The 12,080-nt window shown below is 45.8% G+C and carries 24 protein-coding genes and 1 pseudogene; all 25 read left to right on the top strand.

Annotation, left to right across the window (positions count from 1 at the left end; all coding sequences use genetic code 11):
* Positions 1 to 344: pseudogene (gene fusA / locus MDMS009_RS13780) on the top strand (elongation factor G); the annotation flags it as partial.
* Positions 345 to 369: 25 nt separating this feature from the next.
* A complete protein-coding gene (tuf, locus tag MDMS009_RS13775; protein ID WP_008292013.1) occupies positions 370 to 1,560 on the top strand; it encodes an elongation factor Tu in 1,191 nt (396 codons plus the stop codon).
* Positions 1,561 to 1,565: 5 nt separating this feature from the next.
* Positions 1,566 to 1,880 carry a 30S ribosomal protein S10 gene (gene rpsJ, locus MDMS009_RS13770; RefSeq protein ID WP_008292025.1) on the top strand — a complete coding sequence of 105 codons (315 nt, stop codon included), beginning with the start codon at positions 1,566 to 1,568 and terminating at the stop codon, positions 1,878 to 1,880.
* Positions 1,881 to 1,894: 14 nt separating this feature from the next.
* Positions 1,895 to 2,527, top strand: a complete 633-nt coding sequence (gene rplC / locus MDMS009_RS13765) for a 50S ribosomal protein L3 (RefSeq protein WP_008292017.1) — start codon at positions 1,895 to 1,897, stop codon at positions 2,525 to 2,527.
* Positions 2,528 to 2,549: 22 nt separating this feature from the next.
* A complete protein-coding gene (gene rplD / locus MDMS009_RS13760) occupies positions 2,550 to 3,167 on the top strand; it encodes a 50S ribosomal protein L4 (protein WP_008292027.1) in 618 nt (205 codons plus the stop codon).
* A complete protein-coding gene (gene rplW / locus MDMS009_RS13755; protein WP_008292026.1) occupies positions 3,164 to 3,457 on the top strand; it encodes a 50S ribosomal protein L23 in 294 nt (97 codons plus the stop codon). The genes rplD and rplW overlap by 4 nt, the downstream gene beginning before the upstream one ends.
* Before the next feature lie 29 nt (positions 3,458 to 3,486).
* Entirely contained in the window at positions 3,487 to 4,314 is an 828-nt protein-coding gene (gene rplB / locus MDMS009_RS13750; protein WP_008292010.1) for a 50S ribosomal protein L2, read from the top strand.
* 15 nt (positions 4,315 to 4,329) lie between these two features.
* Positions 4,330 to 4,605: a 30S ribosomal protein S19 gene (gene rpsS, locus MDMS009_RS13745; protein WP_008292014.1), complete on the top strand. Its 276-nt coding sequence runs from the start codon at positions 4,330 to 4,332 to the stop codon at positions 4,603 to 4,605.
* 9 nt (positions 4,606 to 4,614) lie between these two features.
* On the top strand, positions 4,615 to 4,947 hold the full coding sequence (gene rplV / locus MDMS009_RS13740; RefSeq protein ID WP_008292021.1) for a 50S ribosomal protein L22: 333 nt from the start codon (positions 4,615 to 4,617) through the stop codon (positions 4,945 to 4,947).
* Between the two features lie 11 nt (positions 4,948 to 4,958).
* Positions 4,959 to 5,621 carry a 30S ribosomal protein S3 gene (gene rpsC, locus MDMS009_RS13735; protein ID WP_036311920.1) on the top strand — a complete coding sequence of 221 codons (663 nt, stop codon included), beginning with the start codon at positions 4,959 to 4,961 and terminating at the stop codon, positions 5,619 to 5,621.
* An 11-nt stretch (positions 5,622 to 5,632) separates the two neighbouring features.
* Positions 5,633 to 6,046 (top strand): 50S ribosomal protein L16, encoded by a 414-nt coding sequence (gene rplP, locus MDMS009_RS13730; RefSeq protein ID WP_008292018.1) that lies wholly within the window; start codon positions 5,633 to 5,635, stop codon positions 6,044 to 6,046.
* A complete protein-coding gene (gene rpmC / locus MDMS009_RS13725; protein ID WP_008292008.1) occupies positions 6,046 to 6,231 on the top strand; it encodes a 50S ribosomal protein L29 in 186 nt (61 codons plus the stop codon). Before rplP ends, rpmC begins: the two co-directional genes overlap by 1 nt.
* 9 nt (positions 6,232 to 6,240) lie before the next feature.
* Entirely contained in the window at positions 6,241 to 6,501 is a 261-nt protein-coding gene (gene rpsQ, locus MDMS009_RS13720; protein WP_008292005.1) for a 30S ribosomal protein S17, read from the top strand.
* A 28-nt stretch (positions 6,502 to 6,529) separates the two neighbouring features.
* Positions 6,530 to 6,898 (top strand): 50S ribosomal protein L14, encoded by a 369-nt coding sequence (gene rplN, locus MDMS009_RS13715; protein WP_008292028.1) that lies wholly within the window; start codon positions 6,530 to 6,532, stop codon positions 6,896 to 6,898.
* 14 nt (positions 6,899 to 6,912) lie between these two features.
* Positions 6,913 to 7,239 carry a 50S ribosomal protein L24 gene (gene rplX, locus MDMS009_RS13710; protein ID WP_008292022.1) on the top strand — a complete coding sequence of 109 codons (327 nt, stop codon included), beginning with the start codon at positions 6,913 to 6,915 and terminating at the stop codon, positions 7,237 to 7,239.
* A gap of 22 nt (positions 7,240 to 7,261) precedes the next feature.
* Positions 7,262 to 7,801, top strand: coding sequence for a 50S ribosomal protein L5 (gene rplE, locus MDMS009_RS13705; protein ID WP_008292024.1), 540 nt, complete (start codon positions 7,262 to 7,264; stop codon positions 7,799 to 7,801).
* 23 nt (positions 7,802 to 7,824) lie between these two features.
* Positions 7,825 to 8,130, top strand: coding sequence for a 30S ribosomal protein S14 (gene rpsN, locus MDMS009_RS13700; RefSeq protein WP_036311922.1), 306 nt, complete (start codon positions 7,825 to 7,827; stop codon positions 8,128 to 8,130).
* A 29-nt stretch (positions 8,131 to 8,159) separates the two neighbouring features.
* Positions 8,160 to 8,555, top strand: a complete 396-nt coding sequence (gene rpsH, locus MDMS009_RS13695; protein ID WP_036311924.1) for a 30S ribosomal protein S8 — start codon at positions 8,160 to 8,162, stop codon at positions 8,553 to 8,555.
* Positions 8,556 to 8,579: 24 nt separating this feature from the next.
* A complete protein-coding gene (gene rplF, locus MDMS009_RS13690) occupies positions 8,580 to 9,113 on the top strand; it encodes a 50S ribosomal protein L6 (protein ID WP_008292006.1) in 534 nt (177 codons plus the stop codon).
* A 12-nt stretch (positions 9,114 to 9,125) separates the two neighbouring features.
* Positions 9,126 to 9,479: a 50S ribosomal protein L18 gene (gene rplR / locus MDMS009_RS13685; RefSeq protein ID WP_008292016.1), complete on the top strand. Its 354-nt coding sequence runs from the start codon at positions 9,126 to 9,128 to the stop codon at positions 9,477 to 9,479.
* Positions 9,480 to 9,497: 18 nt separating this feature from the next.
* A complete protein-coding gene (gene rpsE, locus MDMS009_RS13680) occupies positions 9,498 to 10,010 on the top strand; it encodes a 30S ribosomal protein S5 (protein WP_008292007.1) in 513 nt (170 codons plus the stop codon).
* 5 nt (positions 10,011 to 10,015) lie between these two features.
* Complete coding sequence (gene rpmD, locus MDMS009_RS13675) at positions 10,016 to 10,204, top strand: 50S ribosomal protein L30 (RefSeq protein ID WP_008292011.1); 189 nt, start codon at positions 10,016 to 10,018, stop codon at positions 10,202 to 10,204.
* A gap of 1 nt (position 10,205) precedes the next feature.
* The gene (gene rplO, locus MDMS009_RS13670) at positions 10,206 to 10,640 is read left to right on the top strand and encodes a 50S ribosomal protein L15 (RefSeq protein ID WP_008292019.1); all 435 of its coding nucleotides are present in this window, start codon (positions 10,206 to 10,208) and stop codon (positions 10,638 to 10,640) included.
* Positions 10,641 to 10,645: 5 nt separating this feature from the next.
* Complete coding sequence (secY, locus tag MDMS009_RS13665; protein ID WP_008292029.1) at positions 10,646 to 12,001, top strand: preprotein translocase subunit SecY; 1,356 nt, start codon at positions 10,646 to 10,648, stop codon at positions 11,999 to 12,001.
* Positions 12,002 to 12,034: 33 nt separating this feature from the next.
* Positions 12,035 to 12,080: 50S ribosomal protein L36 (rpmJ, locus tag MDMS009_RS16785; RefSeq protein WP_081443636.1), on the top strand; the 46-nt coding region annotated here is incomplete at its 3' end.

The raw sequence follows: 12,080 nt of genomic DNA, 5'->3' as shown, positions 1-12,080 counted from the left end.
AGATGGCATTTAAAGTGGCAGGTTCATTAGGTTTCAGAAACGGTGCGTTCGAAGCAAGCCCCGCATTGCTGGAACCAGTCATGAATATCGAGGTGGTAACACCCGAAGAATATATGGGCGATGTGATGGGTGATTTGAATCGCCGTCGCGGCATGGTCAGCGGTATGGACGATGCGCTCAGTGGAAAGGTTATCAAGGCAGAAGTGCCTCTAGCAGAAATGTTTGGTTACGCAACTGATTTGCGTTCTGCAACACAAGGACGGGCGACATACTCTATGGAGTTCGCCAAGTACAGTGAAATACCAGGCAATGTTGCAGAAGCGATCATTAACAAAACGAAATAACGAAAGTTAAACGAGGTAGACGAGAATGTCCAAGGCAAAATTTGAACGTACAAAACCCCACGTCAACGTGGGCACCATTGGTCACGTTGACCATGGTAAAACCACGCTGACTGCGGCGATCACCAAAGTGCTTTCAGAAGCATCAGGTGGGGAATTCAAAGATTACGCGGATATTGATAACGCACCTGAAGAAAGAGAGCGTGGTATCACTATTGCGACAGCGCACGTTGAGTACGAAACAGAAAATCGTCACTACGCTCACGTAGACTGCCCAGGTCACGCCGACTATGTTAAAAACATGATCACCGGTGCGGCACAAATGGACGGTGCTATCTTGGTAGTAAACGCAGCTGACGGCCCGATGCCACAAACACGTGAGCACATCTTGTTGTCACGTCAGGTTGGTGTACCGTACATCATCGTTTACCTGAACAAAGCTGACATGGTTGATGATGAAGAACTTATCGAACTGGTAGAAATGGAAGTCCGTGAATTATTGGACAGCTATGACTTCCCAGGCGATGACACACCAATCATCGTTGGTAGCGCGTTGAAAGCACTGGAAGGTGATGAAAGCGACATTGGTATGCCATCAATTTTCAAATTGGCAGAAGCAATGGACAGCTACTTCCCACAACCAGAACGTGCAATTGATGGTGCATTCCTGATGCCTATCGAAGACGTGTTCTCAATCTCTGGTCGTGGTACTGTTGTGACCGGTCGTGTAGAGCGCGGCATCATCACAGTAGGTGACGACTTAGAAATCGTTGGTATCAAAGATACGCAAAAAACAACCTGTACTGGTGTTGAAATGTTCCGCAAATTGCTGGATCAAGGTCAAGCTGGTGATAACGTAGGTGTGTTGTTGCGTGGTACTAAGCGTGAAGAGGTTGACCGTGGTCAAGTACTGGCACACCCAGGCACAATCAACCCACACACAAAATTTGAAGCGGAAGTATACATTTTGTCGAAAGACGAAGGTGGCCGTCATACACCATTCTTTAATGGTTACCGTCCACAGTTTTATTTCCGTACAACCGACGTGACAGGTGCATGTGACCTGCCATCAGGCGTAGAAATGGTAATGCCTGGTGATAACGTCAAAATGGACGTAACTTTGATTGCACCGATTGCGATGGAAGAAGGGTTACGTTTTGCTATTCGCGAAGGCGGCCGCACAGTTGGTGCCGGTGTCGTTAGTAAAATCACAGAGTAATAGAAATGGCAGCAACCCAAACTATTAGAATTAGGCTGAAATCATTTGATCATCGTTTGATCGATCAATCAGCAAAAGAAATTGTTGAAACGGCTAAACGCACAGGCGCGCGGATCAATGGTCCGATTCCGTTGCCGACGAAAAAAGAGCGTTTCACAGTGTTGATTTCTCCACACGTGAATAAAGATGCCCGTGAACAGTACGAACTGCGTACTCACAAGCGTCTCATGGATATTGTTGAGCCTACTGATAAAACAGTAGATGCTCTGATGAAGCTGGACCTCGCCGCTGGCGTTGATGTCCAGATCAAGTTGAACTAAGAGGGGCTGGGTCAATGACTATCGGACTCATCGGCCGTAAGCGTGGAATGACACGTGTCTTCTCTGAAGACGGAGTCTCTACGCCAGTAACGGTAATTGAAGTAGAACCAAACCGTGTTAGCCAGTTAAAAACTGTCGACACCGATGGTTACAACGCGATTCAAGTGACTGTAGGTGAACGTAAAGCATCACGCGTTACTAAACCTGAAGCAGGACATTTTGCTAAAGCACAAGCAGCAGCTGGACGTAAAGTTGCAGAATTCAGAGTGGAAGAAGTTTCCGAGCTGGAAGTTGGTGCAGAGTTGAAAGTGGACCTGTTCGAAAACGGTCAACAAATCGACGTTTCAGGCATTACCAAAGGTAAAGGTTTCGCTGGTGTCGTTAAACGCTACGGTTTCCGTGGTGGTGACGCGACACACGGTAACTCGCTGTCTCATAGAGCACCGGGTTCTATCGGTCAGTGTCAAACACCTGGTCGTGTATTTAAAGGTAAAAAGATGGCAGGCCACATGGGTGACAAAAAACGCACCCTGCAAAACCTGTCAATCGTCAAGGTGGATGCAGAAAGAAACCTGCTGTTGATCAAAGGATCAGTTCCTGGAGCAACGGGCAGTGATGTAATTATCCGCCCGGCTGTTAAAGCCTAGTAAGATTCTTAGGGGAATAAACGTGGATCTTCAATTACAATCATTCGACGGCAAAAAAGCAGGAAACATTTCAGTTTCTGACGCTTTGTTTGACCGTGAATTTAACGAGTCTCTCGTGCATCAAGTGGTCACTTCATACCTGGCCGGTGCTCGCAGTGGTACACATGCACAAAAAACACGCTCTGAAGTAAGCGGTGGTGGACGTAAGCCATTTGCACAAAAAGGTAGTGGTCGTGCACGTGCTGGTACTATCCGCAGCCCATTGTGGCGCAGTGGTGGTACTACCTTCGCAGCGAAAAACAGAGATTATAGTAAAAAAGTAAACCGCAAGATGTATCGTTCAGCAATCGCATCGATTCTGTCTGAACTGCGTCGCAACGATGCATTGATCGTGGTTGATAAAGTCGAGCTGGACACGCCGAAAACAAAAGACTTGCTTGCAAAAGCACAGTCGTTGGGTCTGTCTAACGCGCTTATCGTGACTGAGAATGCTGCAGGAAATCTGGCTCTGGCCTCACGTAACCTGTACGACATTGCTGCGACCGATGCGGCGCACATTAATCCAGTTGCTCTGTTGCGCTTTGAAAAAGTCGTGATGAGTGAAGACTCTGTTCGTAAATTAGAGGAATCACTGGCATGAATACAGAGCGTTTAACAAAAGTTATTTTGGGCCCTGTGGTCGCTGAAAAAGCATCACGTGTTGCAGAAGACAATAATCAGGTTGTATTGAAAGTACTACCTAACGCCAACAAGACAGAAATCAAGGCAGCGGTTGAAACCCTGTTTGATGTCAAAGTTGCAGCAGTCACTACAACCAACGTCAAAGGCAAAGTCAAACGTACCGGCCGTACTATCGGTAAACGTTCAGACTGGAAAAAAGCCTATGTTACGTTGGCTGACGGTGCTGACCTCAACTTCCTTGGCGAATAAGTAAATAGAATACGTGTGAGGAATCAGGAATGGCATTAAAAAAGGCTAAACCTACATCAGCTGGTCGCAGATTTGTTGTTCAAGTCAGCACAGAAGGCTTGTATACAGGTGCACCATATGCACCTTTGGTTGAAAAGAAATCAAAATCAGGTGGCCGTAACAATGCGGGTCGCATCACTGTCCGTCACCGCGGGGGTGGTCATAAGCAACGTTACCGTTTGATTGACTTCAAACGCAATAAAGACGGTATCCCAGCTGTAGTTGAAAGAATTGAATACGATCCTAATCGTACTGCTCACATCGCCTTGCTGAAATATGCAGACGGTGAAAAGCGTTACATCATCGCGCCAAAAGGTGTGATGGCTGGAGATCGTCTTGAATCAGGTGAATCAGCAGCAATTCGTGCAGGTAATGCATTGAAGCTGTCAGCTATCCCATTGGGTAGCACCGTTCACTGTATTGAACTGAAACCAGGTAAAGGTGCACAGCTGGCGCGTAGCGCGGGTGGTAGTGCTCAATACGTTGCTCGTGAAAACGGTTATGCAACGATTCGCCTGCGTAGTGGTGAGATGCGTAAAGTATCTTTGGATTGTAAGGCAACTATGGGTGAAGTCGGTAACGGCGAACATTCATTGCGTTCATTGGGTAAAGCTGGTGCTACACGCTGGCGTGGTATTCGCCCAACTGTTCGTGGTGTTGTAATGAACCCGGTTGACCATCCACATGGTGGTGGTGAAGGTCGTACTTCGGGCGGTCGTCATCCTGTTACACCATGGGGCGTACCTACCAAAGGTTATAAAACACGTAAAAACAAACGTACTGACAATATGATCGTACGTCGTCGTAACAAGAAATAAGATTTAGGGAATCCTATGCCGCGTTCAATTAAAAAAGGTCCTTTTATAGACCAGCACCTTGAAAAGAAGGTCTTGGAAGCGAGAGAAACTGACAACAAACGTCCGATCAAAACATGGTCACGACGTTCGATGATTTCTCCAGACATGATCGGCTTAACAATTGCCGTTCACAATGGGCGACAACACGTACCAGTGTTTGTTTCAGAAGATATGGTAGGGCATAAGTTGGGTGAGTTTTCTCCAACTCGCACCTTTAAAGGTCATGCCGCTGACAAAAAATCTAAACGATAAGGTTAAGATATGGCTACAAAAGCTAAACTCAGCTATGCACGCATTTCCGCACAAAAGGTGCGATTGGTTGCAGATCAAATCAGAGGTTTGCCAGTAGAAAAAGCGATCAATCTGCTAGCGTTCAGCCCTAAAAAAGCGGCTGATCTTATGAAAGATGTACTTAATTCAGCGATCGCTAATGCTGAACATAACGACGGTGCTGATATCGACGAATTGGTCGTTTCAGCGGTCATGGTGGACGATGGTCCAACTATGAAACGTATGCAAGCACGCGCCAAAGGCCGTGGCAACCGTATTCTTAAACGCACCAGCCACATTACTGTGGTTGTAGATGAGAAGTAGAGAGAAGACTTATGGGACAAAAGGTTCACCCAACAGGTTTTAGACTTGGTATAATTAAGGATTGGAACTCGATCTGGTATGCCGACTCAGCCAACTTTTCAGACATGCTTGGTAATGATCTGAAAGTACGTGATTATTTGAAACAAAAATTGTCACACGCTTCAGTCAGCAAGATCCAAATCGATAGACCAGCTAAAAACGCTAAGATTACTATCCACACTGCTCGTCCGGGCATCGTGATTGGTAAGAAAGGCGAAGATATCGATAAGCTGCGCAAGGAAGCGTCACAATTGATGGGTATTCCTGTCAATGTTGGCGTCGAAGAGATTCGTAAACCTGAGCTTGATGCAACCTTGGTTGCTGAAAGTGTCGCACAGCAACTTGAGCGCCGCATTATGTTCCGTCGTGCAATGAAACGTGCAGTGACGAACACCATGCGTCTAGGTGCCGAAGGTATCCGTATTAATGTTGCCGGCCGTTTGAACGGTGCAGAAATTGCCCGTACTGAATGGTATCGCGAAGGTCGAGTACCTTTGCATACACTTCGTGCTGACATCGACTATGGTACAGCGGAAGCTAAGACCACATACGGCATCATCGGTGTAAAAGTTTGGATTTTCAAAGGTGAAGTTTTCGACGCCAATGCGCAAAACGCACCTGTAGCTGAGAAATAAGGTTATAACCAATGTTACAGCCAAAAAGAACGAAATTTAGGAAACAGCAAAAGCTGCGTAACAGAGGCTTGGCCCACCGTGGAGCGAAAGTAAGCTTCGGTGAATATGGTCTGAAATCTCTGGAACGTGGACGTATCACAGCGCGCCAAATTGAAGCGGCTCGTCGTGCAATGACTCGTCACATTAAACGTGGCGGTAAGATCTGGATCCGTGTGTTTCCTGATAAGCCGATCTCCAGTAAACCACTGGAAGTTCGTCAAGGTAAGGGTAAGGGTAATGTTGAATACTGGGTTGCCAATGTACAGCCTGGACGCATGCTCTATGAAATGGAAGGTGTTGCTGAAGACGTTGCGCGTGAAGCTTTCCGTCTGGCAGCAGCGAAACTTCCCGTTAAAACAACATTTGTAACGCGGGCGATACTGTAATGAAAGCGAGCGAAATTAGACAAAAATCAGCTGAAGACCTGGCGACAGAGCTAGTTGAACTTCACAAAGAACAGTTTAATCTGCGTATGCAAAATGCTACAGGTCAACTGACACGTAATAGTGAAATACAACGTGTACGTCGTGACATTGCACGCATCAAGACTGTATTGAACGAGAAAAGATAGGGCACGGAAATGAGTGATCAGCAAAGTACAGCACGTTCGTTAACCGGTCGTGTCATTAGTGACAAGATGGATAAAACAATTACCGTTCTGATTGAACGTCGAGTTGCCCATCCGATCTATAAAAAATATGTAAGACGTTCTACCAAGTTGCACGTTCATGATGAAAATAATGAATGCAATATTGGTGATACCGTTAGTGTTGCCTCATCTCGCCCACTGTCTAAGACAAAGTGCTGGAAGTTGGTCGAAATTATCGATCGTGCGAAGTAAAGCAACTAGTCAGTTTGGAGTTTAGACCATGATTCAAATGCAAAGTAGTCTGGAAGTGGCAGATAACAGTGGCGCCAGACGCGTAGAGTGCATCAAAGTATTAGGCGGTTCACATCGTCGTTATGCTGGCATCGGTGATGTAATTAAAGTCACTATCAAAGAAGCGGCGCCACGAGGCAAAGTGAAAAAAGGTGATGTGCACAATGCGGTTATCGTAAGAACCCGTAAAGGTGTACGTCGTCCTGATGGCTCAATCATTCGTTTTGATGAAAATGCAGCCGTTCTGCTGAACTCGGCACAACAGCCGATAGGTACACGTATCTTTGGACCGGTTACCCGTGAACTTCGTGGAGAAAAATTCATGAAGATCATTTCACTGGCACCGGAAGTACTGTAAGTAGGAGCGCTGGGATGGAAAGATTAAAAACAGGCGATACAGTTGTAGTAACAACTGGTAAAGATCGCGGAAAACAAGGCGAAATCCAAAGCCGAGTGGAAAAAGATGGCAAGGTAAAGTTTGTTGTTCAGGGTATCAATCTGGTCAAGAAACACCAAAAGCCTAATCCGGCTCTGGGTCGCACAGGCGGCATTATTGAAAAAGAAATGCCAATCGATGGGTCGAATCTGGCTCTTGTTAACCCTGCTACAGGCAACGGTGACAAAGTTGGATTTAAAGTGCTGGAAGATGGCAAGAAAGTTCGCGTCTTCAAATCAAATGGCGAAGTTGTAAGCGCTTGAGCTTCGTATTAGGTATAGAACAGTGAGCAGATTAAAACAATATTATCGTGAAAATGTAGTTAAGCAGTTGCAAGACGAGTTTAACTACAAATCAGTAATGGAAGTGCCTCGCATTACCAAAATCACTCTTAATATGGGTGTTGGTGAAGCATTAACTGATAAAAAAGTGCTGGAAAACGCAGTGGCTGACATGGAAAAAATTGCCGGTCAGAAAGCTGTTATAACCAAAGCTAAAAAATCAGTTGCTGGCTTTAAAGTGCGTGAAGGTTGGCCAATCGGTTGTAAAGTCACGTTACGTGCAGATCGCATGTATGACTTTCTAGATCGCCTGATTACCATTTCCATTCCACGTATTCGGGATTTTCGTGGCCTCAATCCTAAATCATTTGATGGCCAAGGAAACTACAGCATGGGGATTAAAGAGCAAATCATTTTCCCTGAGATTGAATACGACAGAATCGACAAACTGCGTGGTATGGATATTACCATCAACACTTCAGCGAAAACTGCTGAAGAGTCGCGTGCTTTGTTGGCTGCGTTCAAGTTTCCTTTTAGAAAATAAACAAGAGTTGGATGGAATAAGTTATGGCTAAACGTTGCATGGTTAATCGCGAACTGAAAAGAGCGAAACTGGTAAAAAAATACGCTGCAAAGCGTGCTGAGCTGAAAAAGCAAATGCTGGATATGTCATTGAGTGGCGAACAGCGTGAAGCAGCTGCGAAGAAATTTCACGCGCTGCCACGTAATTCAAGCCCAACACGCATGAGAAATCGTTGTGAACTGACAGGTCGTCCGCATGGCTACTACCGCAAATTCGGTTTGTCTCGAAACAAACTGCGTGAACATGCAATGAAGGGCGATATCCCTGGTTTGGTAATGGCTAGTTGGTAATTACCAACCTGATTAGTGGAGCTAGATAAATGAGTATGACAGATCCAATTGCAGATATGCTGACACGCATTCGCAATGCCCAACAGGCAAACAAAGTTGACGTAAGCATGCCTTCATCAAAAGTGAAGATTAGCATTGCTCAAGTATTGCAAGAAGAAGGCTATATTTCTTCATTCAATAGCAGCGAAGTCGAAGGCAAAGCGACGCTGACGGTAACCTTGAAATATTTTGAAGGTAAATCCGTAATCTCGGAAATTAGCCGAGTCAGCCGTCCTGGCCTACGTGTATATAAATCAGCCAATGAACTGCCGCGTATTATCGGTGGTCTGGGTGTAGCGATTGTCTCTACATCTAAAGGCGTGATGGCTGATCGCAAAGCTCGTGCCTTAGGTCAAGGTGGCGAAGTTTTGTGTGCAGTTAGCTAAGCCTTATTTATTGGAGATTGTAAAATGTCACGTATTGCAAACGCGCCAGTAGAAATTCCAGCAGGTGTTGAAATCTCACTGAATGATAGTGAGGTCACAGTTAAAGGTTCTAAAGGAACCCTGACTCGTGCCATTCACCCTGATGTGAACGTAGCGCAAGAAGATTCTGCGCTGAAAACAACAGCTAAGATTGAATCAAAAGAAGCCATCGCGTTGGCGGGTACAACCCGTGCACTGCTGAATAATATGGTGGTTGGTGTTACTCAGGGCTTTGAAAAGAAATTGGCCCTCGTCGGTGTTGGTTACCGTGCAAAAGCACAAGGTAACAAACTCGACCTGACACTGGGTTTTTCACACCCGGTTCAGTACGATGTGCCGGAAGGTATCAACGTAGAAACACCGAGCCAAACTGAAATTGTGGTTTCAGGTGCTGACAAGCAAGTTGTCGGTCAGGTGGCAGCAGACATTCGCGCCTATCGTTCGCCAGAGCCTTATAAAGGTAAAGGTGTTCGTTATGCAGATGAACATGTTGCTCGTAAAGAAGCTAAGAAAAAGTAATTAGGCTGAAAAATGGATAAGAAAATTTCACGTTTACGTAGAGCGGCCAGAGCGCGGGCTAAACTGAAAGAGCTTGAAGTCTATAGACTGACAGTTCACAGAACGCCACGCCACATCTACGCGCAAGTTCTGACACACGACAGCACTAAAGTCATTGCTACAGCTTCGACTCTGGACGCAGAAGTGAAAAAAGAACTGAAGAACACTGGCAACATTGATGCTGCCACTGCAGTAGGTAAAGCGATTGCTGAACGTGCTGCTAAAGAAGGCATCACTGAAGTGGCCTTTGATCGTTCTGGTTTCCGTTATCACGGTCGCGTCAAAGCATTAGCTGATGCGGCACGCGAAAACGGCCTTCAGTTCTAATTTTATAAGGTAAGAAACATGGCTCAGAATGAACAAAGACAAGCCAACAACTCTGATGGTTTGATTGAAAAATTAGTAGGTATCCGCCGCGTCGCTAAAGTAGTGAAGGGTGGTCGTGTATTTGGCTTCTCCGCACTGACAGTAGTTGGTGATGGTAACGGACGTGTTGGTTTCGGCCAAGGTAAAGCACGTGAAGTGCCAGTTGCAATTCAAAAAGCAATGGATGAAGCGAGAAAGAACATGCAGAGCGTGGCACTTAAAGGTGACACTTTGCAACATCCAGTGAATTCTAGACACGGTGCTGCGAAAGTTTTCATGCAGCCAGCCTCAGAAGGTACGGGTGTTATCGCCGGTGGTGCGATGCGTGCTGTATTTGACGCAGTTGGTGTTCATAACGTTCTTGCCAAGTCAAACGGTTCAACTAATCCACTGAACGTTGTTCGCGCAACAATCAGAGGGTTGACCGAAATGAATAACCCAGAAGCAATTGCTGCCAAACGTGGCAAGTCAGTTGAAGAGATCACGGAATAACAAAGATGTCATCACAAGCTAAATTAAAAGTCACCTTGGTGAAAAGCACCATTGGTCGTCTGGCTAAACATAAAGCCTGTGTTGCCGGTCTTGGTTTAAGAAAAACCGGTAGCAGCGCCATTGTGCTTGATACACCTGAGAACCGCGGCATGATTAACCATGCTTCGTATTTATTAAAGGTCGAGGAAGTTTAAGATGAACCTGAATACACTTGCCCCAGCACCAGGCGAAAAGAAAGATGCCAAACGCGTTGGTCGCGGAATCGGTTCTGGCCTAGGTAAAACATGTGGCCGAGGTCACAAAGGTCAGAAGTCTCGTTCAGGCGGTTTCCACAAGCGTGGTTTTGAAGGCGGTCAAATGCCTTTGCAACGTCGTCTGCCTAAAGTTGGTTTCTCATCACGTGTGAGCCGTACTACTGCAGAAGTTCGCTTGGATGCACTGGCAAATATTGACGCTGAAACCGTTGATTTGTTGGCATTGAAAGCGGCTGGAGCGGTACCTGAAAACACATTACGTGTAAAAGTTATCAACTCTGGTGAAATCAAAGCAGCAGTTAACCTTAAAGGCATCATCGCGACAGCAGGCGCTAAAAAAGCGATCGAAGCTGCCGGCGGTAAGGTCGAAGAGTAAACTACGTGGAAAAAAACAGACAACAAGCAGCAGCCATGCTGGGAAACGGCGGTCGCTTCGGTGAACTGAAGAGCCGCTTGTTATTTGTACTAGGCGCGTTGATCGTTTATCGCTTTGGTACGTTTATGCCGGTGCCTGGTATCGATCCAGCTGCATTGGCGATCATGTTTGAACAACAACGAGGAACAATCCTCGATATGTTTAACATGTTTTCTGGCGGCGCTCTTGAGCGCTTGTCTGTTTTTGCATTGGGTATCATGCCGTATATATCGGCATCGATTATCATGCAGCTCCTAACGGTTGTGCATCCAAAACTTGCACAGTTGAAAAAAGAAGGTGCAGCAGGTAAACGAAAAATTACTCAGTACACACGTTACGGCACGCTAGTATTGGCAACATTTCAAGCTTTAGGTATCGCTATTGCTTTGGAAAGTCAAAGTGCTGCGGGTGTTGGCGTAGTAATTGACCCAGGCTTTGTGTTCCGCATCACTGCAGTTATCACATTAGTGACGGGGACAATGTTCTTAATGTGGCTTGGAGAGCAGATCACTGAGCGTGGCATTGGTAATGGTATTTCGTTAATTATCTTTGCCGGTATCGTTGCAGGCTTGCCATCAGCAATCGGCGGAACATTAGAATTAGCACGTACGGGTCAGTTGCATACCTTCTTGGTTATAGCATTGATGGTGTTAGCATTAGCTGTTACAGCATTCGTTGTATTCGTTGAACGTGCACAGCGTCGTATTCCTGTTCACTACGCTAAAAGACAACAGGGCCGCAAGATGATCGCGGGTCAAGTGACACACTTACCACTGAAGTTAAATATGGCTGGTGTTATTCCACCAATTTTTGCTTCAAGTATCATCCTGTTTCCTGCTACAATAGCCGGCTGGTTTGGTTCATCAGACGGTATGGGTTGGCTGAAAGATATCTCAACATTGATGTCACCAGGACAACCGATGTATGTCATGGCTTATGCTCTGGCAATTATATTCTTCTGTTTCTTTTATACCGCATTGGTATTTAACCCAAAAGAAACGGCTGAGAACCTACAAAAATCTGGCGCTTTTATCCCTGGTATTCGCCCGGGTGAGCAAACCGCAAAATATATCGACACGGTCATGGGCAGGTTAACGCTCGCAGGTGCCGTCTATATTACAGCTGTGTGTCTGTTGCCAGAGTTTTTAATACTTTACTGGAGTGTGCCGTTCTATTTTGGTGGTACCTCACTGTTGATCATCGTAGTGGTCGTGATGGATTTTGTATCACAAGTCCAATCGCACATGATGTCGCAGCAGTACGAAAGTTTGATGAAGAAGTCAAACAAAAATAACAGTGGGATAACAGGCTTTTTAAGCTAAATCCAACTTAAAAGGTTTTGCTGGAGAAATAAGATGAAAGTTCAGGCGTCAGTTAAAAAGATTTGTCGCAATTGTAAAA

Origin of the sequence: Methylophaga thiooxydans DMS010, from assembly GCF_000156355.1 — a bacterium.
GTDB lineage: Bacteria > Pseudomonadota > Gammaproteobacteria > Nitrosococcales > Methylophagaceae > Methylophaga > Methylophaga thiooxydans.
This window is presented reverse-complemented; position numbering and strand designations above follow the sequence as displayed.